General features: G+C 70.4%; 21 protein-coding genes. 4 read left to right on the top strand and 17 right to left on the bottom strand.

What is annotated here, in order from left to right; all coding sequences use genetic code 11:
- Positions 1 to 180: 180 nt before the first annotated feature.
- Positions 181 to 1,515, bottom strand: a complete 1,335-nt coding sequence (locus ACHBTE_RS03195) for a DUF692 domain-containing protein (RefSeq protein ID WP_394721758.1) — start codon at positions 1,513 to 1,515, stop codon at positions 181 to 183.
- A gap of 286 nt (positions 1,516 to 1,801) precedes the next feature.
- Here ACHBTE_RS03195 and ACHBTE_RS03190 point away from each other — a divergent pair, with 286 nt between their 5' ends.
- The gene (locus ACHBTE_RS03190; RefSeq protein WP_394721757.1) at positions 1,802 to 2,194 is read left to right on the top strand and encodes a hypothetical protein; all 393 of its coding nucleotides are present in this window, start codon (positions 1,802 to 1,804) and stop codon (positions 2,192 to 2,194) included.
- Here ACHBTE_RS03190 and ACHBTE_RS03185 read toward each other — a convergent pair.
- Genes ACHBTE_RS03185 through ACHBTE_RS03165 form a run of 5 tightly spaced genes read right to left on the bottom strand, consistent with a single transcriptional unit; the run spans position 2,137 to position 7,548 of the window.
- Entirely contained in the window at positions 2,137 to 3,552 is a 1,416-nt protein-coding gene (locus tag ACHBTE_RS03185) for a PLP-dependent aminotransferase family protein (RefSeq protein WP_394721756.1), read from the bottom strand. The genes ACHBTE_RS03190 and ACHBTE_RS03185 overlap by 58 nt on opposite strands.
- Positions 3,549 to 4,316 carry an SDR family NAD(P)-dependent oxidoreductase gene (locus ACHBTE_RS03180; protein ID WP_394721754.1) on the bottom strand — a complete coding sequence of 256 codons (768 nt, stop codon included), beginning with the start codon at positions 4,314 to 4,316 and terminating at the stop codon, positions 3,549 to 3,551. Before ACHBTE_RS03180 ends, ACHBTE_RS03185 begins: the two co-directional genes overlap by 4 nt.
- A gap of 2 nt (positions 4,317 to 4,318) precedes the next feature.
- Entirely contained in the window at positions 4,319 to 5,296 is a 978-nt protein-coding gene (locus tag ACHBTE_RS03175; protein ID WP_394721753.1) for an alpha-ketoacid dehydrogenase subunit beta, read from the bottom strand.
- Complete coding sequence (locus ACHBTE_RS03170) at positions 5,293 to 6,315, bottom strand: thiamine pyrophosphate-dependent dehydrogenase E1 component subunit alpha (protein ID WP_394721751.1); 1,023 nt, start codon at positions 6,313 to 6,315, stop codon at positions 5,293 to 5,295. The genes ACHBTE_RS03175 and ACHBTE_RS03170 overlap by 4 nt, the downstream gene beginning before the upstream one ends.
- Positions 6,316 to 6,321: 6 nt before the next feature.
- A complete protein-coding gene (locus ACHBTE_RS03165; protein ID WP_394721750.1) occupies positions 6,322 to 7,548 on the bottom strand; it encodes an MDR family MFS transporter in 1,227 nt (408 codons plus the stop codon).
- Between the two features lie 350 nt (positions 7,549 to 7,898).
- Here ACHBTE_RS03165 and ACHBTE_RS03160 point away from each other — a divergent pair, with 350 nt between their 5' ends.
- Positions 7,899 to 9,125, top strand: a complete 1,227-nt coding sequence (locus ACHBTE_RS03160) for an ATP-grasp domain-containing protein (RefSeq protein ID WP_394721749.1) — start codon at positions 7,899 to 7,901, stop codon at positions 9,123 to 9,125.
- Positions 9,126 to 9,192: 67 nt separating this feature from the next.
- Here ACHBTE_RS03160 and ACHBTE_RS03155 read toward each other — a convergent pair whose 3' ends face one another.
- From ACHBTE_RS03155 to ACHBTE_RS03105, 11 genes are all read right to left on the bottom strand, one after another.
- Positions 9,193 to 9,960, bottom strand: coding sequence for a B3/4 domain-containing protein (locus ACHBTE_RS03155; RefSeq protein WP_394721747.1), 768 nt, complete (start codon positions 9,958 to 9,960; stop codon positions 9,193 to 9,195).
- Between the two features lie 97 nt (positions 9,961 to 10,057).
- A complete protein-coding gene (locus ACHBTE_RS03150; RefSeq protein ID WP_394721746.1) occupies positions 10,058 to 10,315 on the bottom strand; it encodes an acyl carrier protein in 258 nt (85 codons plus the stop codon).
- A 61-nt stretch (positions 10,316 to 10,376) separates the two neighbouring features.
- Positions 10,377 to 12,023, bottom strand: coding sequence for an AMP-binding protein (locus ACHBTE_RS03145; protein ID WP_394721745.1), 1,647 nt, complete (start codon positions 12,021 to 12,023; stop codon positions 10,377 to 10,379).
- 71 nt (positions 12,024 to 12,094) lie between these two features.
- Positions 12,095 to 13,306 (bottom strand): MFS transporter, encoded by a 1,212-nt coding sequence (locus ACHBTE_RS03140; RefSeq protein WP_394721744.1) that lies wholly within the window; start codon positions 13,304 to 13,306, stop codon positions 12,095 to 12,097.
- Positions 13,303 to 14,526, bottom strand: a complete 1,224-nt coding sequence (locus ACHBTE_RS03135) for an acetyl-CoA carboxylase biotin carboxylase subunit family protein (RefSeq protein WP_394721743.1) — start codon at positions 14,524 to 14,526, stop codon at positions 13,303 to 13,305. The genes ACHBTE_RS03140 and ACHBTE_RS03135 overlap by 4 nt, the downstream gene beginning before the upstream one ends.
- A 144-nt stretch (positions 14,527 to 14,670) precedes the next feature.
- Positions 14,671 to 15,645, bottom strand: coding sequence for an alpha/beta hydrolase (locus ACHBTE_RS03130; RefSeq protein WP_394721742.1), 975 nt, complete (start codon positions 15,643 to 15,645; stop codon positions 14,671 to 14,673).
- A gap of 10 nt (positions 15,646 to 15,655) precedes the next feature.
- Positions 15,656 to 16,528, bottom strand: coding sequence for a nitrilase-related carbon-nitrogen hydrolase (locus ACHBTE_RS03125; RefSeq protein WP_394721741.1), 873 nt, complete (start codon positions 16,526 to 16,528; stop codon positions 15,656 to 15,658).
- 28 nt (positions 16,529 to 16,556) lie between these two features.
- On the bottom strand, positions 16,557 to 17,342 hold the full coding sequence (locus ACHBTE_RS03120; protein WP_394721740.1) for a hypothetical protein: 786 nt from the start codon (positions 17,340 to 17,342) through the stop codon (positions 16,557 to 16,559).
- A 27-nt stretch (positions 17,343 to 17,369) separates the two neighbouring features.
- Positions 17,370 to 18,113 carry an SDR family NAD(P)-dependent oxidoreductase gene (locus tag ACHBTE_RS03115; protein ID WP_394721739.1) on the bottom strand — a complete coding sequence of 248 codons (744 nt, stop codon included), beginning with the start codon at positions 18,111 to 18,113 and terminating at the stop codon, positions 17,370 to 17,372.
- 5 nt (positions 18,114 to 18,118) lie between these two features.
- A complete protein-coding gene (locus tag ACHBTE_RS03110; RefSeq protein WP_394721738.1) occupies positions 18,119 to 19,456 on the bottom strand; it encodes a hypothetical protein in 1,338 nt (445 codons plus the stop codon).
- Positions 19,457 to 19,485: 29 nt separating this feature from the next.
- Positions 19,486 to 20,631 (bottom strand): hypothetical protein, encoded by a 1,146-nt coding sequence (locus ACHBTE_RS03105; RefSeq protein ID WP_394721737.1) that lies wholly within the window; start codon positions 20,629 to 20,631, stop codon positions 19,486 to 19,488.
- 361 nt (positions 20,632 to 20,992) lie between these two features.
- Between ACHBTE_RS03105 and ACHBTE_RS03100 the strand changes: the two genes are divergently transcribed.
- On the top strand, positions 20,993 to 21,961 hold the full coding sequence (locus ACHBTE_RS03100; RefSeq protein WP_394721988.1) for an alpha/beta hydrolase: 969 nt from the start codon (positions 20,993 to 20,995) through the stop codon (positions 21,959 to 21,961).
- A 34-nt stretch (positions 21,962 to 21,995) separates the two neighbouring features.
- Complete coding sequence (locus ACHBTE_RS03095) at positions 21,996 to 23,330, top strand: hypothetical protein (RefSeq protein ID WP_394721736.1); 1,335 nt, start codon at positions 21,996 to 21,998, stop codon at positions 23,328 to 23,330.
- Positions 23,331 to 23,376: the final 46 nt, after the last annotated feature.

Below are 23,376 nucleotides of genomic sequence, written 5' to 3'. Positions count from 1 at the left end.
CTCCTGTTGCGGCACCGCACGTCAGTGCGCTTCAAGGGTCGGGTTGGCATATTACTTCGGGGTCCCCCCGGGGCTGTGCCAACTGCCGTACAGGAGCGAACGGTTACAAACGGGGTGGATACGGGCGAACAGGAAAGAGTCCGGCCGCGTTGCCGACGGGCGGCGTAACACCGGGTGCGCTCACCGACGCAGCAGCACCCGGCGCGTGGCCCGGGCCAGCCGCACTCCCGGCCGCCGGGACCGCGGCTTCGGCCCCGACCGCTCCAGCCACCACTCCCGCAGCTCCGAGCGCACCCGCATGTCCTCCAGCCGGCCCTCGGTCAGCAGATGCCCCGCGAAGTCCAGCGCGTCGCGCCGATAGCCGTCGGTCATCGGGTGCCCGTGCGTGTAGGCGAGGAAAGCCCGCCGGTAGCCGTCTCCGAGGATCACCGGCAGCTCGGGCGCGACCTTCGCCACGACGTCCGCCCGCTTACCGGCCAGCGCCCGCGCCTGCACCCCCACCCGCACCCGGTCGAACCCCTCCGGCACCGGTGTCCCGGCGACCAGCGCGGACAACAGCGCGGCCTGCGCGAGGGCGAGACGCTGACGGGCGGGGCCGAGTTCCTCGCCCCGTGACGTGCCCCGCTCCGGCAGCCCGCCCTTCGAGGCCCCCTCGACGGCCGCCCCCCGCGCGGCCGCCACCCGGTCGGCCGCTCCCTTCTCCAGCGCCCCCCGGATCGCCTCCAACTCCCGCTCCAGTTCCCCCGGGTCGGGAAAGTTCTCGTCCCTCTCCAGCAGCACCCCGGGCGGGGACACCCGGGACGCGAGGTCGGCCAGGATGTCGAGGACCGGCTGCGGGACGGGGTGGGCGTGACTGTCGTGCCAGACGCCGTCCCGTTCGAAGCCGCCCGCGACATGGACGTACGCGATGGCCTCCAGCGGCAGCTCGGCGAGCGCCTCGGCCGGGTCCTCGCCGCGGTTGACGTGGTTGGTGTGCAGGTTGGCGACATCGATGAGCAGCCGTACGCCCGTCCGGTCGGCCAGCTCGTACAGGAACTGCCCCTCGGTCATCTCCTCGCCCGGCCACGAGATCAGCGCCGCGATGTTCTCCACGGCGAGCGGCACCGGCAGCGCGTCCTGCGCGATACGGACGTTCTCGCACAGCACGTCCAGGGCGTCCCGGGTGCGGGGGACCGGCAGCAGATGGCCCGCCTCCAGCCGCGGGGACGCGGTCAGCGCGCCGCCCGCCCGTACGAACGCGATGTGCTCGGTGACCAGCGGCGACCCCAGCGCCTCAACCCGCTCGGCGAGCGCGGCCAGCCGTCCGGCGTCGGGCCGCTCCGCACCGCCCAGACCGAGTGAGACGCCGTGCGGGATCACGCTCACCCCGCGCTCCCGCAGCCGTACCAGGGACTCGGGAAGATGTCCCGGGCAGACGTTCTCGGCGACCGTCTCGACCCAGTCGATGCCCGGCATGCGCTCCACGGCGTCCGCGATCTCCGGACGCCACCCGATCCCCGTGCCCAGTCGCTGCATCGTCCCCTCCTCGCTCTTCCGTACCCGCGGTCCGGTCCCCCTCCGGGCGCGCCGGACGTGTGGGGGGTATGGCCCCACGGGCTCCGCCCGAACCCCTGGGCGGGCACCTTCAGAGCAACATTTGAGGTTGCGGCCCGCGCCCCGTCGTACGCGCGGGAAGCCGGGGATGTTCAAGCACCCGGTGACCGAGTGGACCGGTGAGGCTCACCGGAAGTGGCCCATCGAGGGACCGGCGGCGCGCCTACCGTGCTCGAAGAGCCGCTGCCCCGCGCCGCTGGAGGAAGAGATGCCGGCACCCCGAACGCCTCTGTCGATCTGCCTGGTCGGCGTCGGCACACACACCCTCGCGGTACTGGAACGGCTGTGCGCCCAGGCACGTCGGACCGCCGCGGCCGAGCGCGTCCACGTCCATGTCGTCGACGAGGGCGGGGCCGAGCGGACGCTGCGCGAGCAGTTCGCCCGCGTCTGTCTCGCCGCGCCCGGCCAGGTCGAGATCATCACCCACTACTGCCGGGCCGTCGCCGTGCACGGCAAGGACGACGGCGGGTCGCGGCAGAGCGTGCTGCTGGAGAACGGGCGGGTGATCGAGGACCTGGACGCCGTGGTCCACTCGCCGGCGGATCAGCCCGCGAAGCACCGTCCGAGCACGCGGATCAGGGCGTCCAGCGCTCCGGCGTAGGCGTGCCGCGGCGGGGTGGCATAGCCGACGACCAGTCCGGGCGGATGCGGGCCCGGCGTGCCCCAGTAGCCGCCGAGCCCGGCGAGCGCCAGGGACTGGGAGCGTGCGGCTCGCAGCACTTCGCGTTCCTCCGGGCCGTCCGGCGACCAGCGGATCAGCGCGTGCAGGCCGGCGCTCTCGCCCACCAGCCGCGCCGCGGGCACATGGGCGGCCAGGGCGCCGCTGAGTTCGTCCCGGCGCATGCGGTAGTGGTCCCGGCACTGTCGTATGTGCCGGTCGTAGGCGCCGGTCGCCAGCAGGTCCGCCACGATCATCTGGGTCAGGGCCGCGGAGTGCTGGTCGGCGATCCGTTTGGCGTTGGTGATCCGCTCGACCCAGTCCGGGGGGACGACCAGCCAGGCCAGCCGGAGCCCCGGGGCCAGGGTCTTGCTCGTGGTGCCGGCGTAGATCACACGGTGCGGGGCCAGGGCCTGGAGCGCGCCCACCCGGTTCCTGCCGTACTGGAACTCACCGTCGTAGTCGTCCTCCACGATCACCGCGTCGGCCGTCTCCGCCCAGGAGACCAGGGCCCTGCGCCGCTGTGCGGTCAGGGTGACGCCCAGCGGGTACTGGTGGATCGGGGTGACGACGGCGGCCCTGCCCCGCAGGTCCGCGGGCAGCAACCCCTCGTCGTCCACCGGGACGGCGTGGGGGGTGAGCCCGGCCAGGCGGAGGATCTCCCGGAAGTGCGGGTAGGACGGGTCCTCGACGGACACCGTGCCCACCCCCTGTTCCGCGAGGACGGTCGCGATCAGCCCCAACGCCTGGGTGAAGCCATGGCAGATGACGATCCGGTCGGGATGGGCCACCACCCCCCGGCTGCGCCCCAGATAGTCGGCGAGCGCCCAGCGCAGCTCCGGGCGGCCCCGCGGATCCCCGTAGTCCAGCGCCTCGGCGGGGACGGTGTTCAGCACCTGCCGCGTGGACTTGACCCAGGCGGCGCGCGGGAACAGCGTCACATCCGGCATACCGGGCCGGAGGTTGTACTGCCACTGGCTGCGCGCCCCGGCGCCCGGGCCCGGGCCCGGCTCCCGGGCCGCGACGTTCGGTGACCGTGCGACCCGGGTCCCGGAGCCGCGCGCGGTCTCGAGATACCCCTCGGCGATGAGGTGGTGGTAGGCGCTGACGACGGTCCCGCGGGCCACCCCGAGGTCGGACGCGACGGCACGCGTGGAGGGCAGCCGGGTGCCCGGCAGCAGCCTGCCCGTCTCGATCGCCCGCCGCAGCGCCGCGACGAGCTGGTCGCTGCGGCCACGCCGGTACCGCAGATCCACGTCGAGGTGCAGGTCGAGCGGGTGCGTGCGCGCGCCCGCGCTCATTGCGCGGTCCACCCTCCGTCGACGGCCAGCGCCTGCCCCGTGATGTACGAGGCGTCGTCGGACGCCAGCCACAGCACCGCGGAGGCGACCTCCTCGGGCTGTGCGAGCCGTCCCAGCGGAATGTTGCGCAGATAGAACTCGTCGGCCGACGGGCCCCGGTCGCGGCGCGCCTGCTCCAGCATCGGCGTCAGCACCGGCCCCGGGCAGACCGCGTTGACCCGGATGCCCGCCGGACCGTAGTCGATGGCCGCGTTCCTGGTCAGGCCGACGACTCCGTGCTTGGCCGCGGTGTAGGGAGCCGCGTTGAGGTAGCCGACGACTCCGGCGATGGAGGCGACGTTGACGATGCTGCCGGATCCCTGCTCCAGCATGGCCGGAACCTGATGCCGCATCGACAACCAGACACCCTGGAGGTTGGTGTCCACGACACGGCTCCAGTCGTCGGTGCCGAACTCGTGCAGTTTGCGGCCGGAGCCGGGAACTCCGGCGTTGTTGCAGGCGATGTGCAGGGCGCCGTACCGGGCCACGACGGTGCCGACCAGCTCACCGACCTGGGTGTCGTCGGTGACGTCCGCCGGGCAGGCGTCGGCGGTGCCGCCCTCCGCCTCGATCGCGGCGACCGTCGCCTTCAGCTCCTCGACGCGCCGCCCCGACACCACCACCGTGGCTCCCTGCCGGGCGAAGGCGAGGGCGATCGACCGGCCGATACCGGTGCCGCCGCCGGTGATCAGGACCACCTTGTCCTCGAAACGCGTCTGGGACATCCCTACTCCTTCACGAGTGTCTCGACGGACTGCTGGATGCCGGCGGCATCCGGTACGACAGTGGGTTCCAGAGCCGGGCTGGCGGGATACGGCACCCCGAGCGAGCCCAACCTGACGACGGGCGCCCGCAGTTCGGCGAAGGCGGCCTCGGTCACGGCGGCGGCGATCTCCGCGGAGGGCCCGTAACGCACCCATGCCTCGGTCGCGACGACGACGCGGCCCGTCCTGCGCGCCGACGCGGCCAGGGTGGCGACGTCGAGCGGGCGCAGCGAGCGGATGTCCACGACCTCGGCGTCGATGCCCGCGGCGGCTAGGTGTTCGGCGGCGATCAGGGCCTCACCGACCATCCGGGACAGCGCCAGGATGCTGACGTCCGTGCCCGGCCGCACCACTTGCGCCGTGCCCAGCGGGACGAGGTGATCACCCTCGGGAACCGGTCCCGTGGTCTTGTAGAGCAGCTTGTGCTCGACGAGGGCCACGGGGTCGTCACTGCGTAACGCGGAGGTCAGCAAGCCCTTGGCGTCGGCGGCGGTGCTGGGCAGCACGGTGTGGATGCCCGGCAGGTGCGCGGTCCACGCCTCCAGCGACTTGGAGTGCTGGGGGCCGCCGTTGGCGCCCGCCCCGCCCTGGGTGCGGATGACGATCGGCACCTGGACCTGGTCGCCGTAGGCGAAGGGGAAGACGGCCGCCCCGTTGGCGATGCTGTCCAGGGCGAGCGTCATGAAGTCGGTGTACATCATCTCCACGACCGGGCGCAGGCCGCTCATGGCCATGCCCACCGCGGCTCCCACCATGCCGTTCTCCGATATGGGGGTGTCCAGGACGCGTTCGGGACCGAACTCGTCCAGGAGCCCCTGGGTCACGGAGAAGACACCGCCGTAGACACCGACGTCCTGGCCGAGCACCACCACCCGGTCGTCCCTGCGCATTTCCTGCCGCAGGGCGGAATTCAGGGCCTGGCTGTACGTCATGTCGGTCATCGGGCTTCCCCTCCGTCCCATCGGGCGGCATACACAAGGAGTTCGGCCGGATCCGGCCATGGGCTGGCGGTGGCGAAGGCGACGGCCTCGTCGAGCTCCTCGTCGACCTCGCGGGTCAGACGGTCGAGGGTTTCCCGGGAGGTGCCGGCCGCACGCAGCCGCGCCTCGGTGAGCGTCAGGGGATCCACGTACCCCTCCCACTCGTCGCCGTCCCGGTAGCCGCCCCGGTCGGCGCCGGAGAACACACAGTCCCGGAACGTCACCGCCTCCACCAGCGTCGGCCCGCCGCCGGTCCGCGCGCGGGCGAACGCCTCGGCGACGGCGTCGCGTACGGCCTCCACGTCACTGCCGTCGACCCGGGTGGCCGGCACGCCGTAGGCGAGGCCGCGGCGGTGCAGCTCGGTCTCGTGGACATGGCGGTCGAGGCGGACGCTGAGGCCGTAGCCGTTGTTCTCCACCAGGACGACCACCGGCAGCTGCCACAGCGCCAGCATGTTCAGGGTTTCGTTGAAGGCACCGGAGTTGACCGCGCCGTCGCCGGTGACGCACAGCGTGACCCGCCCTTCGCGCGCCCGTTTGTGGGCCATGCCGTGGCCGACCGAGAGCAGCAGGGAGTGGCCGACGATGCCCGACGGCCCGAGGAGTCCGTGCTCCCGGTCGCCCACGAGCATGTGCCCGCCGCGCCCCTTGCCCTGGCCGCCGGCGCGTCCCATCATCTCGGCGAGGGTCGCACCGAGCGGCAGCCGGCAGCCGACGTAGAGCGCGTGCGGGCGGTGCGTGCCGGTCGTGATGTCGCCCCGCTCCAGCACCGACGTGGCGCCGATGCCCACCGCTTCCTGGCCGATGCCCAGATGCATGGGCCCCTTGATCAGGCCCGCCTCCACGAGGGCGGGAATGCGCTCGTCCAGCCGTCTGGTCAGGGTCATGCGCCGGAACAGTTCCAGCAGGGGGATCGCGGGGGTTGCCGGATCGAGGTCACGTGCTGCCGTCAACTCGGGGTCGAGTGCTGAGGTATGCATCGATGATCAGTCAACCTTCTGGAGCGTGAGGGGTTCAGGTACGGCCGTCAGACGGCGGCGCAGCGGGGAGATCAGGGCGAGTCCGCCGACCAGCCCGACGACGCCGAGTGCCGCGCACGACCACCACAGGGCGCCGGCCCCCAGCGCGGCGTACAGATACGCGCCCGCGGGAGGTCCGATGAACTGGGCGGCCGAGTACGACCATCCGAACGTGGCCTGGTAGCGGCCCTGTGCGTGGTCCGGGGCCAGATCGGCGACCAGCGATCCGACGAAGCTCGCCGCGCCGATCTCGCCCAGGGTCCAGACGCACACGGTGACGATGTACACCGTCACGGAGTCCGCGAGGGCCGTGGCGGCGATGCCCAGGCCGAAGACCAGCCAGGACACGCTGAGGACCACCAGCCGGTCGTAGCGTTCCAGCCAGGCGGACAGCATCGGCTGGGTGACGCCGATGATGATTCCGCTGACCAGGAAGACCGAACCGTACAGACCGGTGCCGAGGCCGTCGTCCTTGATGGCCAGCGGCAGGCCGACGGTGATCTGCGCGGACACCAGGCCGTTGAGCAGATTCAGCCCGGTCAGCGCGAGCAGCAGCCGGTCGCGGGTGATCCTGATGCCGGGGGCCGCGGCGCCGGACCGCGGTGGCCGCGGCGCCGGACGGTCCACGGGCAGCAGTACCGCGGTCACCACGCCGAAGGCGGCCGTGGCCAGGGACTGCACGAGGAACAGGGTCCAGTAGCCGTGGCTGGTGAGAACGCCGGCGAGCAGACCACCCAGCGCCACACCGAGGTTGACGGCCCAGTAGATCAGGCTGTACGCCCGGGGCCGGTCGGCCGCAGACACCGCCGACGCGACGACCGCTGCGGCGGCCGGCCGGTAGACGTCGAGCACGACGCCCACCAGGACCGCGGCGGCGAGGATCGCCGGCAGACCGCGCGCGGCGCCGAGCAGAGCCACCGCGGCGGAACTGGCCCACAGCCCCGCGACCAGTGTGAGACGCGGTCCCCAGCGGTCGGTGCACACACCGCCCAGCGGCTGGGACAGCAGACCGCCGACACCTACGGCGCCCAGGACGAGGCCCGCGTCGCCCGCGGACATTCCCTGCTGGCCCAGATACAGCACCAGAAACGGGACGACCATATTGCCGATGCGGTTGACGAACTGTCCCGCAAAAACAACCCAGAAGCTTTTCGGAAGCCCTTGCAGTCGGGCGACCGCCGTCGGGCTACGCATATAAGTCGAACCTGGGTGCCACGAGTCCCCCGACCCATTCAAGACAAATACTGATGCAGGGCGTCACCGGCCGCTGCTTGTTTGAACAGTACAAGCATCAACACAGGGAGTCCATCGCCGCAGGGCGGTCTGTAATCTTTGTCACCCGCTGGCTGACTGTGTGTCATCAAGCCTTCCAACCAGTCGACTTGACAGCGCATCACGGGGCAACTGGAATCGATATCTTGAAATCGAATAGGGAAAGGTCTCGGACAGTCGTGACACCACGCCACATAGCCCTCGTTGACACCTATGCCCTGTCATGGCGGTTGGCCGCGGCATTTTCAGCCGCCGGTTTCACGCCAATCAGAGTGCAGAGCACACCGGAAGTTCCCGCGCTGTACGCCGGGAAGCCGGATCCCCATCCCTATGCCGTCGATGTGACGCACCACGGTGACGTACAGGCGACGGCGGACCGGATCGCCGAGTTCAAGCCCGTCGCCGTGATGGCGGCCGGTGAACTCGGCGTGGAACTGGCGGACTCGCTCAGTGAGACCCTTGCCCCCGCCCTCGGCATGCCGACCAACGGCACCGCCCTGAGCCGGCCGCGGCGGGACAAGTTCGACATGATCGAGCGCATCAAGTCACGCGGACTGCGCGGCGCCGAACAGATCCGGGTGCGCGACGAGGAGCAACTGCACGCCTGGCACAGCAAGGTGGGCGGCCGGGTCGTCCTCAAGCCCCTGCGCAGCGCGGCCAACGACGGCGTCTCCTGGTGCGAGACTCCGGACGACTCGGTCCGTGCCTTCCGGGCGCTGGCCGGGCGGCGCAACATCTTCTCCGAGCCGTCCGACGGCGTGGTCGCCCAGGAGTACCTGGTGGGCGCCGAGTACCTGATCAACACGGTCAGCCGGGACGGCCGCCACCATGTGACCGACATCTGGAAGACACACCGGATCAGCGCCAACGGCGTACCCGACCTGAACGTCGCCTGCCATCTGCTGCCGCGCCGCGGAGAGATCCAGGACCAGGTGGTGGAGTACGGCTTCCAGGTGCTGGACGCCCTCGGCATCCGGCACGGTCCCGCGCACATCGAGGTCAAGGCGACCCCGGGCGGACCCTGCCTGGTGGAGATGGGCGCCCGGATCTCCGGTCTGGATCTGCCGGGCTTCACCGAGCGGGCCACAGGTGAGTCCCAGGTCGGCTGGAGCATCGACGCCTACACCGACCCCGAGCGCTTCCACGCCCGGTGCGGCGAGGACTACGTGCTCAGCCGCAGCGTCGCCTGGGCCGCCATGGTCTCCCCGGTGAAGGGCCGGCTGCGCGCCTACCGGGGCCTGGACGAGCTGAAGTCCCTGGAGAGCGTCGAGAGCGTCAGCACGCTGGTAGCGCCCGGCGGGCGGCTGGGCCCCACCGTCGACGACTCCAGCTACCCGGTGACGCTGACGCTGGCGCACGACGTCGACGAGATCCTGCTGCGCGACCTGCGGACGGTCCACTTCCTCGACGGCCACGGCTTCTACGAGTTGGAGGACGAGCCCGGGGACGAGGAGCAGGCCGAAGTGGAGAGCGCGTTGGAGGGGGAGCCGGTGGCCTGAGGGCGGACCCCGGGCGGCGGCTCGTTCCGGGTGGCCCGGCAGTGGAGGCCGGGCCACCCCGGGGTGGTCAGCGGGTCGGCTCCCAGACGAGGTCCAGCGGCTCGGCGGGATCGATCTCGTGGAGGGTCACGCGCTCGGCGTGCGGCGCGACCCGCTCGGCCAGTTCGGCGCGGGCGCGCAGCAGCGTCTCGGCCGGGATGACCGAGGAGACGCCCTCCAGGAGCAGGACCGCGTCCCGCGTCGCCTCATGGACCTTGGTGACGTCGGAGTCGCGGTGGTTCCAGTGCCGGGTCATCACCTGCGAGCCGTCCGCGTAGATCACCTCGCCCTCCGACGGCGCCTCCGTCTTGTCCGGTTCACCGAGGGGGACGTAGACGTCGTCGGGCCGTGCGTGACGCAGCTCGATGCCGGTGTGGAAGGCCGCGAGGTCGAATCCCCCCGTGGGCAGCATGTAGGTGAGGGAGACCAGGTTGCAGGTGTCCACCAGCGGCGTCACCCTGGGCAGCCGGCCGGACTTGCGCAGCCGGCGGCTGAGCGCGTCGATGCTGGGCCGGGCCCGCCGGGGATTGGTCTTGAAGCTGCGCAGCAGGTCGTGCCAGGCGGCGATGGCGGGCTCGTCCTCCGTCGGCAGCTGCCGCCGGCCTTCCCGCACCTCGGCCTCGAGGGCGGCCAGCGCCTCCTCGGTCTCGGGCCAGGGCTCGTTGTTCTTGATGCCCTGGACCAGCAGGAAGACGGTCCGGCATTCGGGATAACGTGCCGCGATTTCCGGCGACATGCTGACGGAGAGGCGACGCGGCCGGGAGTCCGCGAGTGTCGCGTCGTACGACTGAGTCATGGCTGTATTCCTGCTGTATTTCTGAAGAAAGACGGGCGGTGAGGTGCGGGTGCCCGGCTGTCACCGGGCCCGGGGCGAATTCCCGGGGCGCTGCGCGTCAGGACGCCGTGCGTTCTTTGCTGATCGCCCGTGCCATTCCGGTGACGGTGAGGTCGTCGAGGATGTCCTCGGCTTCCAGATAGACGTCGAAGTCGTCCTCGATCCGGGTGAGGAGGGAGATCAGGAGCAGTGAGTCACCGCCCAGTTCGGGGAAAGCGACATCGTGCGGTACGTCGTCGAGCTTCAGGATCTCGCCCCACAGAGCGGCCACGGTGGCCGTGACGTTCTCGGTGTCCGGGGTCGGTGTGTCGGTCATGTCGTCCTGTCTGTCGCACGGGTGATGACATGGAATCTCGGTCGAGAATTCCGGGGATTTCTCAGGCGAGCGGTACGAGCAGCTCGGCCGTGGCCTCGCGGACCGCCTCGCGGTTGACCTTCAGATTGCGATTGAGGAAGGGGCTGTCGGGGGCGAGCGGGCCCGGCAGCAGCGCCAGTCGGCGTACGTCCTGGCTCCGCCCCAGTTTCGAGTTGAGCTGGTCGATCCTGGTCCGCAGGGACTTCTCCGCGGCCTCCTCGTCGCCCTCGACCCAGGCGACCGCGGCCATGCCGCCGTCGCCGAGCGGGTACAGGCAGACCTGGGTGACGTCCCGGGCATGGCCCAGTTCCTCCTCCAGGTCCTCCACCTGGACCTTCTGGCCGCCGGTCGTGATGATCAGGTTCTTCTTCCGGCCGCGCAGCACCAGATGCCCGTCCTCGTCGAAGCCGCCGAGGTCGCCGGTGGCGATGGTGTCGTCGCCGCGGAACACCTGGGCGACGCTCTCGGCCGGCTCGCCCTCGTAGCCGACGCACAGATGCCGGTCATGGCGCACGACGACCTCGCCGTCCTCGGCCAGGGACACCGTCCCCGGATACACCTCACGGCCCACGGTGCCCGTCTTGTTCGCGCCGGCGCGGTTCCAGGTGAGGTAGCCGATCTCCGTCATGCCGTAGATCTGATAGAGCTCGAAGCCGGTCTCGGCGAAGAACTCGAGCATGCCGTCCCGGACCGGGGCGGAGCCGACGAGCATCAGGCGCATCGATCCCCCGTAGACGTCGTGCAGTTCCCGGTAGACACCCCGGCGCCAGTGCCGGCGCATCCGCTCGGTCGGCAGGAAGGAGGCGAGGGAGGCGACGGACGCCAGGCGGGCGCGGCGCGCGGGGTCCATGGCGCGGTAGCGGTTCTCGACGAACTCGTAGAAGTTCGGCGGGCCGAGGAGGATGGTCGGCCTGGTCGCCGGGAGGGCGTCGACGAAGTGGCCGACGGTGGTGAGCACCACGTCGCAGTCGTTGCGGATCGCCAGGTAGCACAGATAGCGCTGCTGGAAGGTGGACAGCGGCAGAGCGACCATGATCCGGTCGTCGCGCCGGAAGGGATACGCGTGCGTGTGCGCCTCGATGAGGGCCTCGACCCCGGGCCAGGCGAGCAGCAGGCACTTGACGCGGCCCGCCGTGCCGGAGGAGAAGGCGAGCGTGAACACCTCGGCGTCACCGGCGGGCAGTCGCCGGCCCTGCGGGGCCGGAGCCGGGTCCAGGGGCTTGACGGTGAGCGGCTCGGTGAGGACCGTTTCCAGGGCGCCCACGGACGGGTCGTCGGAGGCGGTACGTCCCTCCTTCCCGGCGAACACCGCGGCCAGGCCGTACTGCTGGGCGATGCCGGCGTTGTCGCGGTCCTTGAAATCGGGGACCGGGAGGGCGACCGGCACGGCACCCAGGTTCAGCAGGGCCAGGTCCAACGCCAGCCACTCGTAGGAGTTGTGGCCCCGCAGACCGATCCGCATGCCGGCACGGATGCCGTGGTCGTCCAGCCGCCGCGTCAGTGCTTGTACGTCGCTGAGCACCTCGGGCCAGCCGATGAACCTGGTCCGGCCCCGACGGTAGGCATGGACACCGCCGGTCCGGGCGCGGCCCAGCCAGTCGATGACGATGCCGGGCCCACGCCGGCCCTCCGTCGGCACGGGTCCGGTCGCGGCGAGTTGTGCGTCCATCGGTTGCTGCTGCTCCAAGCTGGGGGTGACGGATACGGTGCGGGCCTCGCAGGTGCCCCGGCGACAGCGGGTCAGTCGGGCTTGCGGGCGACCCGGCCCGCGGCGATGAACCCGAGGCTCGCAAGTGCGCCCAGACCCGCACAGCACAGCCAGAGGGTGCGGGCGTCGGTGCCGTATAGGAAGGTGCCCATGGCCGGGCCCAGGCCGAACGCCACCGCCTGGACGGTGGAGAGGTAACCCTGGTAGCGGCCCACCCGGTCGGGTGGGGCGAGGGAGGCCGTGGCGCTGCTGACCACGGGGGAGAACAGCATCTCGCCCACGGTCCAGATCACGACGCCGATCGCGATGGCGGGGTAGGGTCCGGCCGCCCCCGAGATCACGATGCCCACGGTCATCAGGACCGTTCCCGCGAGCGCCGGGATCCACCACGCCACCCTGCGGGTCAGCCCGCTCAGCGGCATCTCGCAGAGGATGACCAGAGTCCCGTTGAGGGTGAGGAGATAGGCGTAGGCGTCGGCGCCGTGCGAACCGGACACGGCCAGCGCGACGGTCGAGTTGTACTGCACGTACACGACCGTGATGGCCACGATCGAGAGGTAGAACCCGATCAGGCGCAGAGGGATGCCCTCGCCGGCCGCCTTGGCCTGCGCCCGTACCTTCTCGGTTCCGCGCACCGAGGGCAGCCCCACCATCAGCAGCAGACTGAACAGGGCGTACATGCAAGCGCTGATGAGGAACAGCGGGCGGATGCTGTCCTTGGCGACCGCGGCGGCGATCAGCGGCCCCAGGGTGGAGCCGAGGTTCAACGCCAGCCGGAAGAACGCGAAGACGGGCACCCGGTCGCGTTCCTCGGTGTGGTCGACGAGCAGCGCGGAAGCGGCCGGGAGATACGCCTGCGCGAACAGCGCGGCTCCGAAGACCCCGGCCAGCGCCACGGACTTGTTCGGTGCCAGGGCGATCACGCCCAGCCCGCAGGAGGCCAGCAGCGTCGATCCGACGAGGGAGGTCTTCCTGGACAGCCGGTCGGAGGCCCACCCGCCCATCAGGGAGCCGAGCGGGGTGGCCACGCCCACCGCGAGCAGGATGACGGGCATCTCCTTCGTCGTGAACCCGAGTTGCTCCAGGAAGAGCACGAGGAAGGTGGCGAAAAAAGAGCCGGCGCGGTTGAGGAACACCCCGGTGATCAGGACCCACACCGGACGCGGTGCGTGCCGCACGATCGCGAAGATCGACTTGGGCTTGTCCTGCGCGGGAGGCGCGTCGGCTTCCTGGCCAGTACTCATACGGCGCCCAGCAACTCGCCTTCGATCAGGACGTCCTTCTCCACGACGCTGCGACGGTCCAGGCACTCCTCGCGGTCCGCGCCGCTCACCACGGCGAACCCGACCCTGGACAGGAAGCCGTTGGGCGGCAGCCGCACCTCGGTGCCGGCCGGCAGGAAGGTGACGAACCGGTCGAGGCCGGGGTACTGGTCGGTGTCCCGGGCCAGCCGGACCCGGTCCACGCGCATGTCCTGGGAGGGGTAGAGCATGGCGATGGTGGCCACGCCCGTGCCGTCGCCGGAGAGCCTCGGCTGCCGGCCCACCGCGATGTCCGCCGACGCTCCGGCGAGATCGGTGCCCTGCGCCAGCGTGCCCAGCAGCGGTATCAGGCCGCCGCCCAGCCGGACGTTGATCTCGATGATGCGCGGCCCGCGACCGGTCAGCCGGAATTCCGTGTGCGTGACCAGATTGTCGAGCCCCGCCGCTTTGTGGGCGTCGGCTACGAGAGAGAGGGCCTCGTCCAGCCCGGGATGGGGAGCCGCGGGCACGATATGGCCCAGCTCCTCGAAGTACGGCGCGAATCCGACACTCTTTTCGGCCACGACCACGGGAACGGTGACGCCCTGCCAGGTGGCGCAATCCGCGCTGAATTCCGGCCCGTCCAGATATTCCTCGACGAGGACTCCCGCGATTCGGGAGGTCGTACCGTCGGAGGCGCTCGCGTCGGCCGCGACGGCGAAGGCGTCGATCAGTTGGCGCTCGTCGTCCACCCGGACCACGCCGATGCTTCCGCCCAGGGCCCGCGGCTTGAGCACCAGCGGATACCCGATGTCGGCGGCCGCGGCGCGGGCGGCCTCGAGGTCATGAGCCACCGCGAACCGCACCGGACCGAGTCCGGCCTCGGCGAGACAGGCGCGCAGCGCGCTCTTGTCCTTGCAGCGCCGCACGGCGGCGGGGTCGGTGTGCGGTACGCCCAGCACCCGGCCGAGTTCCGCGGTCGGCTCGACCAGAGCCTCGTCGTAGGTGAGCACCCCGTCCGGAGCCTCGGCACGGGCCGTCGCGAGAAGCTTTTCGGTGTCGTCCGGATCCAACCGATGAAATCCCTTGACATAGGGCGTTTGCCAGGTGATCTCTCGGCCCTCGACCAGAACGACATCGACGCGCTCACTGATCGCCTTGAGGGCGTACTCCCGAAACGGCTGACCGCCACTGCCGACGAGCAGGAGTTTCTTCCTATCCATGTCGCACACCTCACCACAGCCGTTGAATAGCTGTCAATGTCCGTATCTGGTAAGGGAGTTGAGCTGAAAAGACGTCTCTTTTAACAGGGCGGCGGAGCACCGGCAAGACAGTTTTCGGATAGATGGCCGGTCCGTATGCCGGCGTCATTCCGCTTTCACCCCCGTGGCGCGGGCCAGCACCGCGCACTGTTCGTCCAGGGCCCGCCGGCCGACCACCGACTGGGGCGCGGCGGCGTCGAAACCGTGGAACGTCCCCGGCAGATGGTGCACCTGCACGGAGACCCCGGCCGCGAGCAGCCGGCGTCCGAAGTCGAGGCCCTCGTCGCGCAGCGGGTCGAACTCGATGGTCATCAGATAGGCCGGAGGCAGCCCCGTCAGATCACCCGCCTCGGCGGGGGCCGCGTACGGGGACACCTTCTCCGGCGCGTCGGTGCCGAGGTAGTGCCGCCACATGTGGACGTTGTTGCGCGCGTGCCACCCCGGAGTCGCCTCGAACTCCTTCATCGACCGGCTCGTCATCGCATGGTCGATCACGGGATACAGCAGCATCTGGTACACGACGGGCGGCCCGCCGAGATCACGGGAGGCCAAGGTGACGGCCGCCGTGAGGGCACCGCCCGCACTCGTCCCGCCGACGGCCATCCGCTCGCCGTCGATCCCGAGTTCCGCGGCATGCCCGGCGACCCACACCAGGGCGTCGTAGCAGTCCTCGAAGGCGCAGGGGAACGGATGCTCCGGGGCGAGCCGGTAGTCGACGGAGATCACGGTGACACCGGTGCGCCGCGCGTACTCACGGCAACGGTCGTCCTCCGTGTCGAGGTTGCCGGTGACGAAGCCGCCGCCGTGGAAGAACAGCAGCGCCGGCACCGGCCCTTCGCTGCCGGAGCGGGCGTAGATCCGCACGGGAATGTCCGGCGACCCCGCCCGCGCCGGGATCTCCCGGTCCGTGACCTCGAGGCCGTCGTCCGGTGCGTTCCGGCCGCGCAGCGCCCTGGAGATCCGGTAGGCGCGGCGCAGCGCGTCACGGGATTCCTGGGGGCGGCCGTAGTCGAGATCGGGTTGCAGCTCGGCGACGCGGACGAGCTCGGGGTCGAGACCTGGGGGCACGATGATGGGCACGGGCGATTCCTCAGCGGGAGCGGGCTTTTGTGATCTCGGGGGAGTGACCGGCGCGGTCAGGGCTCTCGGGCGGGACCGGACGGCCACCGCCACCGCCACCGCCGGCCGCGGCGATACGCCGGTCGGAGAAGGCCGGGAAGTCCGCACGCGCGCGGGCCACATCGGCGGCGTCGAAGTTGACGTCCACGACAGCGGCACCGGCCTCCGCCTCGACGACGACCCGCCCCCAGGGGTCGACGGCCATGCTGTGGCCGCCGAGCGGGGTCTCGCCCTGCTGCCCGGCGGCGTTGCAGGCCAGGACCCACGCCTGGTTCTCCAGCGCCCGGGCCTGCACCAGCAGCCGCCAGTGCGCGATCCGGGCGGCCGGCCAGGCGGCGGTGACGACGAACACCTCGGCGCCGTCCTGCGCCAGCACCCGGAACAGCTCCGGGAACCGCAGGTCGTAGCAGGCGGCCAGGCCGACCCGGCCGACTGCGGTGTCCTGGGCGAGCAGGGTGTCGCCGGGGGACAGCAGCGCCGTCTCGCGCGAGCGGTGTCCGAAGAGATGGAACTTGCGATAGGCGTTCAGGAGCGAGCCGTCCGGGCCGAAGAGCAGGCTGGTGTTGAACAGCCGGCCGTCCGGACCACGTTCCACCACGCTTCCGGCGTGCAGCAGCACCCCGGCCGTGCGGGCCGCCTCGCTCAGCGTCCGCACGGTCGGGCCGTCGAGCGGCTCGGCGGTGCGCGCGTAGTCGTCGAAGGCGAAATAGCCGGTGGGCCACAGCTCGGGCAGGACCACGAGATCGGCGCCCGGGTGCGCGACGACCTGGTCGCGCACCCGGGCCACGCGCCGTTCCACCGGCTGCCGGTAGTCCACGTCGGCCTGGATGAGAACGGCTCGCATGTCTCTCCTGCTTCGGGGTGGGTCGAGGTCAGCGCACCTGCGCCACGACGAGGAAGGCGTCCAGCGGTCCCAGCGTGCCCCGGAACATGGCGTCGAGGTCCGGGTTGCCGGTGGTCGGCAGCTCCCCGTACAGCTCGTCCAGGGTGTCGTAGGCGTTGCGCAGGGTCAGCGAGCCGGGTTCGAGGATGGCGCGCTGGCCCAGCCAGGTGGCGAGGTCCACGCCGCACTTCTCGACGCCGGGCGGCAGCGGCGTGGCGGGCGCGGGGAAGATCGTGTCCCCGGCCGTCAGGCCGAGCATGAGCCGGTAGAAGATGGGGCTCTCGGTACGGGCCGTCAGATAGACCGGCAGACCCTCGGGGCACTGCGGAAGGACGTCGTGGACGATCCGCTCCCGCATCAGCCGGCGCATGGTCCCCTTGGACTGGCGCTGCGGGACCATCCCGGTGGAGTCCAGGTAGATGATCACGTGCTCGTCGAACCGGAGCCGGTGGTGACCGGTCCAGCCCACGAAGACCCCGTCCTCGTCGCCGATGAGCACGAACTCCGCGAGACGCTCGAGGTAGCCCTCCTTGCTGCGCCCGGCCCAGTACGGCGTCATGTCGGCGCCGAACGACTGCGTCGTGACGGGGATCAGCGCCTCGTAGATGCGGTGGTGCGTGGAGACGGTGAGCGCCTTGCCGGGGTCCTTCACCACATACGCGGTGAGCCCTCCGTCGAGGGCGACGGTCTCACAGTGCTGGACGGCGTCGCCCAGCACATCGGCGATGAGCGGGAGTTCCTTCACGTCGGCGGAGGCGACGGAGGTGACGGTCATGAGGTTCTCCTTCCTTGCGGCTTCGGATCAGGCGAATGCGGTGCCGTGGGCCGACGCGGTCCCGCCGGCCAGCTCACCACCGTCGACGATCAGCTGCTGACCGGTGATGAAACGGGCGTCGTCGGAAGCCAGGAAGAAGAAGGCCGCGGCCACCTCCGCCGGATCCGCATGCCGGTTCGCCGGGATCTTCGCGTTGACCTCGGCGAACATCTCGTCCGTGTACTCGGCCCGCTGCATCGGTGTCATGACGTAGCCGGGGCTGACACAGGCGGTGCGCACATGCGGCGCGAGTTCCAGGGCCAGACTGCGGGAGAGGGCGAGCACGGCCGCCTTCGAGGCGTTGTAGTCGGCGTAGTACGGGTAGCCGGCCGAGCCGTTGGTGGAGGCCGTGGCCAGCAGTACACCGCGGCGCGCCTCGATCATGTGGCGCGCCGCGGCCTGCCACAGCGCCATCACTCCCATGACGTTGATGTCCATCAGTCGCCTGATGTCCTCCTCCGTCATGTCCACGAACGTGCGTCGCAGGCTGATGCCCGCGTTGGCGACGACCACGTCGATGGAGCCGGTCTCCTGCACCACCGCGTCCACGGTGGCCCGGACGGCGTTCCAGTCGGTGGCATCGGTCTTGATCCAGCGGCCCACCGCGTCCTGCTCGGAGGGCTCGTTGAGATCGAGGTTGACCACATGGTCACCGGCCGCCGCGAAGCGCCGGGCCGTGGCCAGACCGATACCGGAGGAAGCGCCGGTGATGACGACTGTGCGTGCGTTCATGTTTCCTAACCGAAGTTGTAAGTGAGGTCGGTCGGCAGGCGGTCGAAGTGCTGTGCGAGCGAGTCGCGGTACTCCCCGCCCTTGGTCAGCGCCGAGCGCAGCCGGGGTATCTCCGAGGTGTCACCGTCCCACAGCACACTGTGCAGCGCGTTCGCCAGGTCGGTGAGGACCTCGCGGGCGGCGCCGATGAAGTCGTCGGTCTGAGGGAACGTCAACTCCCTTGCGTGTTCCTGGATCCAGCCAAGGGTGAGGACGGCCGCCGCGCTGTCGGCGAAGTGATGGTAACGCCGGGAGAGATAGCGGACGAGCTCGGCGGTGAACGCCGTGCCGAGCATGGGCCGCGGGTCCAGCGCGTCGGCCGTCAGCAGGCCCAGCACATCGGCGTAGGCCTCTTCCAGCGTCATACGCTCGAAGTAGCTGATCTCCGGCGGCGCTTCGCCCGCCCCGGGCACGGAGGAACGGCGCCAGAAGTGTCCGAGGTCGTGGCAGCGGAACCAGCGCAGCGACATCCGCAGCACTTCGTCGAGTCGTTCCTCGGCCGGCTGGCCCTGCACGCCTTCCAGCAGGGGAAGGGAGCAGCGGCGCAGCCGCTCCCGGTGCACGTTGGCGAAGACCACCGTGAACTCGGGTCCCAGGACGCTGGATTCGGCCGCTTCGAGCGGGAAGAAGTGCGCGAAGTTCTTGTGCCCCGCGACCGATTCCCCGCCGGCCAGGAGCAGTTCGGTGATGTGCATGGTGGGGTGGATGTCCTGGACGGACTTCACGTCCTCACCGAGGACCCGAGCGGCTGCCCGGTGCAGCTCGTCGATCCGGGCGTTGACCGTGTCCACCTCGGTCTGCAGCTCGGGGCAGGGCACGGTGACCAGCAGAGCGATCGGGGCGGCGACGTCGCGCATCGCCCAGGTGCCGATGGGCCCGCAGTACAGCCAGGGCTCGCCCGGAACGGGCTCGGTGAGCGTCACCGGCTTCCATTCGCGGCTGTCGGCGTAGACGAGCAGGCGCTCGGCCGCCTGACGGGCGTGTTGCACGGCCGTGCCCGAGGACTCGGCCTTCTCCTGGTCGGCGAAACGTGTCAACGCCTGCGCCGCCGCGTTGAGTAACCCGGAGACACGCTCCCGGTGCTGGGCGTCCCCGCTGGTCACGGTGGGTACGTCCAGGGCGGTCAGGCTGTCGAGTATGAGTTTGGCCCGTATCAGGTGCTCCCATGTTTCGGGGAAGACACCGCGCAACGCGCCGAACTCCGGGTCGATGCGGACGGTGGCGAGGACGGGCTCGTCGCGATGCCAGAACGGGAACTGGTGGATGGTCTTGCGCAGGGGTATGTCGAGGCTGGCGGTACGCACGTGCGGGCTCCCTTTGCTGATGGTCGTCTTCAGCCGGTGTTGGCCTGTCCCATGGCCGCCGCGGTCGCGGACGGGGCGGGACGGCCGACGGGTTGCGTGGACTTCTCGGACTCCACGGCGCGCTCGAGCGGGGTCAGCGAGGCGGACCACTTCTTGCGGCCGGCGAGGAAGGCGAAGACATGTCCGAGGTACTGGACGGTGAACCACAGGGGCAGGAAGGCGGCGAAGGACGGCGCCTGGCCCGTGTCGACCCAGCCGATGACGGCCCAGGTGACCACGCCGGTGGCCGCGTTCAGGGCGACGGTGGTGGACAGGTCGGTCTGCTGCTGTCCCCAGTCCTCGGCCTTCGGCTTCAGGACGGCGCCCAGCAGAAGACCGGTGAGCAGGGCACCCAGCAGACCGGCGCCGCCGGCCTGGAGCATGTCCAGCGGGGTGACGGCGTGCGGGCCGATCAGGACGTAGTACAGGCCACCCAGGGCGAGACCGACCACCAGGCCGGGCAGGTGCATCGAGGGCTTGCGCCAGTGCTGCGGGGCTGCCATGGGGAGGTCGGCGGCGCCCTTGGGGTTGCGGTAGACGGGCGGGAAGATCAGACCGGTGAGGTCGAGGTAGGGACGGTAGGCGTCGCCGGCCAGCGCGATGAGGCGCTTGTCGTACAGGATGCTGCCGATGACGTTGTAGATGTTCACGACCACGGCGAGCACCAGCAGGTCGGTGGTCATGGTGGGCAGGCAGAAGAACATGCCGAAGAATGCCGTGTGCACGGGGAAGCGGATCCAGCGCCGGCTTCCGACCTTCCAGCTGATCAGCTTGGGGCCCTTGGCGCGGGCCGCCTGGGCGACCAGCGTGGTGGAGCCGAAGGCCAGTCCGCAGTCGTACTCGAACAGGTGCAGCTGCCAATACCACAGCCACGAGGCGACGGCGAGTGCGTACATGATGACCATGGCGGTGCCGGACAGCTCCCAGACCACGTCACCCGTGCTCTGCCACAGCGCGGCGGCGGCCAGGATGTATACGACGTTCGCCAGGGACTCGACGGAGCGCCACGCGAGCGCCTCCATCCCGGTCTTCGCCTTGACAAGACGCTTGACGCGCAGTGTCGCGAGGCCGGAATGCTGCACTCCGAATCCCACGACGAGCAGTGCGTCGACGAGTAGTTTTCCAGATGATTGCATGGCTCATCCACCCCCGGGAATTTAGGAATCGACGCCGTGCTGCGACAGTGGAGCAGGCGACACAGGAAACGCTCAGTCCGTCATGTGGAACTGCGCGCCAGTGCGGAGAGTTGGTTCATGCGGGCGAGCTCGGTCAGATTGCTCACCGACGGAGAAAATTACCCTTCAATCGATCACCGAGTCAATGGATGTCGGTTACGGAAGGCCGAATTCCACATGGCGGCTGATCGTAATAGCTTAGATGCGCTGTGAAACCTAAAAATTGGACATACTGCCTTAAGTCCGGTCGGGCGGATGGGGTGTGATCGATTACTCTTGCAACCCTCGGCAAGGGTATGTGTACAGTCCGCGTGTGACCTCAATGGACAACGTTTCCAGTCTCCTTGACGCGGAGTTGGTCGAGGCGGAACGACGACAGCCCTTTGTCTCGTTTATCGATCCCCTCCGGGCGCGGCGCAACTTCAGACGGGCCGTCTCGCTCTCGCGGGCACTCCGTGAGACCGGCCCCGAAGAGGGAAAAGTCGAAGTCGATGATGCGGAGATCATTGCGCCCGACGATGGCCGGAAAATACCTGTCCGAATTTATACGCCGCATGGCGCGAATCATTCGGTGCCGCTTCCTGTTCTTCTCTACATGCACGGCGGTGCTTTTGTTGCGGGAGACCTGGACACCGAGCACGATCGCTGCGTCCGCTTCTCCCGCGACGCCGATTGCGCGGTGGTGTCCGTGGACTATCGACGGCCACCTGAACATCCATTTCCAGCCGCACTGGACGACTGTTACGCCGTTTTGACCCAGGTGTCACAGGAGGCCGGGAACCGCGGCTGGGACGGCGAGCGCGTCGCCATCGGCGGCAGCAGCGCCGGCGGAAACCTCGCGGCGGGGCTGGCCCTCATGGCCCGCGACCGTTCGGGCCCGCCCATCGCGCTGCAACTCCTGCTCTACCCCGCCCTCGACGACCGGCTGACCTCGCAGTCCTTCCGGCGGTTCCCACGCGCCTCCGGCTGGGACATCGAGGACAGCCCCCTGATGTGGAGTCACTACCTGGGCGGCGCGAGCCCGGCGCACGAATACGCCGCACCCTCCCGGTGCGACGACTTCCATGGCGTCGCACCGGCGTATGTGCTGGTCGCCGAGGTGGACGCGCTGCGCGACGAGGGCATCGACTACGCCTGTCGCATGATGCGCGACGGCGTCCCGGTCGAACTGCACTGCTTCGCCAGGGCGTTCCACGGATTCGACCTCGCCGCCCCGCAGGCCGCGCTCACCCGGCACGCCCTCGCCGACCAGGTCGCCGCGCTCAAGGCCGCCTTCGCGCGGCCCAGCTGACGTCATCCCCGCGCCCGCACCGAAGGTGGAAACGATGAACACCGTCATGTCCGCCGCCGCCCGCGCTCACGCCGTAGGCAGGGAGGCCACCGTGCGACAGACGCACCGGCAACTGCTGTTCCGCCGGCACCCCGACTCCCGACTCCACCTGACCCGACTCGACCCGGCCCACGCGCTGCTGCGCACCCACTTCCCGCACTCCTGGCAGCGGCTGCTCCACGCCCGGGCGCTGCTGGACGCCGTCGCGGTGCTCGATCTGCCCCCGGCCGTCCGCACCGACCAGCAACACCTCGAGCAGATCGCTCCGCTGCTGCGCTCGGCCGCACAGGAGTTGGACCGCTGCGCGGTCGCCGAGCGAAATCAGTCCGCGCGTCTGGCCGCCGAACGGCTTTCGGCGTACGTGAGTTCAGGACGGTGGCCATCCGGTGCGACAGCATCCGACCTGGACACCACTCAGCCCTGGGTGTACGTCGGCCCGGCGCCGGCCGCCGCCGGCCTCGCGGACGAGGAGCCGTACGCACCGGAGCCCAGGACCGCGCTCTGCCTGCTCGTCGCCGCTCCCGAAACCGGCCTCCAGAGCGAGGTGGACGCCGCGAGCGTGCTGCTGGACGATCTCCGCCGGGCGGCGGGCGGCATCCTCGGCGGGGACGCCGCGACCCACCTCGACCGGCAACTCCCCGTCGCCGTGGCGGATCTGCTCCTCGCCGGCGGCGTGCCGCACTCCGGCCACTGGGACCTGTGCCCCCTCCAACCGCCGTACCCGGTGGCCCTGTTCGCCAACGTACGGCGTCACAGGCTGCGCGCCGTCGCACCGGAACGCACCGACGAGCAGCGCGAGTCGGCCCTCGGCCGGTCGCTGCGGCGATCCGTCGGCCATGTCGCCGCCCATCACTGGCGCCGGGCGTCCCTGGCCGGTGCCGGCGCGGCGGCTCCGGGGCTCAAGAGCTTCGAGCGGCTCGCCTTCGAGGAGGCGTACGCGCTGCTGCTGAGCCTCATGGCGGCGACGGCCACCGGCGCGGCCGGCCCGATGGATCCGACGGATCTCATGGTGGAGTTCCTCGAGGAAGTGAGCGCCCACGCGGAACTGCCCGACCAGCACACCGCCGACACGGCCGCCGCCCTGGTCGTCCTCGGACGGCTGCGGCAGGGCCACTCCGCGTGGGGCCGCCCGCCCGCCCGGGAGGCGGTCGCCGCCGCCCGCCCGGCGCTCGAAGAACTCGTCCGCCTGGTGCACGCGGCGCTGTGGGAGGCCGACTCGTTCGCCCTGGCCGCCGTCCGCGCCGCATACGCGGCCGGAGTTCAGCACCAGGCCCGGTCCGCACTGCCGGCGGCGCAGCCGCCCGTCGAATTCGGCTGGACCTTCGGCTGACGCCGCACCCGCCCCCCACCGCGCCTTCCGACCGACAGGCTGACCA

Origin of the sequence: Streptomyces sp. M41, assembly GCF_043673425.1 — a bacterium.
In the GTDB taxonomy this organism is placed as follows: Bacteria; Actinomycetota; Actinomycetes; order Streptomycetales; family Streptomycetaceae; genus Streptomyces.
This window is presented reverse-complemented; position numbering and strand designations above follow the sequence as displayed.

Bases quoted from the DNA above. Each gene is read 5' to 3' on its own strand.
- ACHBTE_RS03195 (WP_394721758.1), bottom strand. From the start codon at position 1,515: ATGCAGCGACTGGGCACGGGGATCGGGTGGCGTCCGGAGATCGCGGAC.
- ACHBTE_RS03190 (WP_394721757.1), top strand. From the start codon at position 1,802: ATGCCGGCACCCCGAACGCCTCTGTCGATCTGCCTGGTCGGCGTCGGC.
- ACHBTE_RS03185 (WP_394721756.1), bottom strand. From the start codon at position 3,552: ATGAGCGCGGGCGCGCGCACGCACCCGCTCGACCTGCACCTCGACGTG.
- ACHBTE_RS03180 (WP_394721754.1), bottom strand. From the start codon at position 4,316: ATGTCCCAGACGCGTTTCGAGGACAAGGTGGTCCTGATCACCGGCGGC.
- ACHBTE_RS03175 (WP_394721753.1), bottom strand. From the start codon at position 5,296: ATGACCGACATGACGTACAGCCAGGCCCTGAATTCCGCCCTGCGGCAG.
- ACHBTE_RS03170 (WP_394721751.1), bottom strand. From the start codon at position 6,315: ATGCATACCTCAGCACTCGACCCCGAGTTGACGGCAGCACGTGACCTC.
- ACHBTE_RS03165 (WP_394721750.1), bottom strand. From the start codon at position 7,548: ATGCGTAGCCCGACGGCGGTCGCCCGACTGCAAGGGCTTCCGAAAAGC.
- ACHBTE_RS03155 (WP_394721747.1), bottom strand. From the start codon at position 9,960: ATGACTCAGTCGTACGACGCGACACTCGCGGACTCCCGGCCGCGTCGC.
- ACHBTE_RS03150 (WP_394721746.1), bottom strand. From the start codon at position 10,315: ATGACCGACACACCGACCCCGGACACCGAGAACGTCACGGCCACCGTG.
- ACHBTE_RS03145 (WP_394721745.1), bottom strand. From the start codon at position 12,023: ATGGACGCACAACTCGCCGCGACCGGACCCGTGCCGACGGAGGGCCGG.
- ACHBTE_RS03140 (WP_394721744.1), bottom strand. From the start codon at position 13,306: ATGAGTACTGGCCAGGAAGCCGACGCGCCTCCCGCGCAGGACAAGCCC.
- ACHBTE_RS03135 (WP_394721743.1), bottom strand. From the start codon at position 14,526: ATGGATAGGAAGAAACTCCTGCTCGTCGGCAGTGGCGGTCAGCCGTTT.
- ACHBTE_RS03125 (WP_394721741.1), bottom strand. From the start codon at position 16,528: ATGCGAGCCGTTCTCATCCAGGCCGACGTGGACTACCGGCAGCCGGTG.
- ACHBTE_RS03120 (WP_394721740.1), bottom strand. From the start codon at position 17,342: ATGACCGTCACCTCCGTCGCCTCCGCCGACGTGAAGGAACTCCCGCTC.
- ACHBTE_RS03115 (WP_394721739.1), bottom strand. From the start codon at position 18,113: ATGAACGCACGCACAGTCGTCATCACCGGCGCTTCCTCCGGTATCGGT.
- ACHBTE_RS03105 (WP_394721737.1), bottom strand. From the start codon at position 20,631: ATGCAATCATCTGGAAAACTACTCGTCGACGCACTGCTCGTCGTGGGA.
- ACHBTE_RS03100 (WP_394721988.1), top strand. From the start codon at position 20,993: ATGGACAACGTTTCCAGTCTCCTTGACGCGGAGTTGGTCGAGGCGGAA.
- ACHBTE_RS03095 (WP_394721736.1), top strand. From the start codon at position 21,996: ATGAACACCGTCATGTCCGCCGCCGCCCGCGCTCACGCCGTAGGCAGG.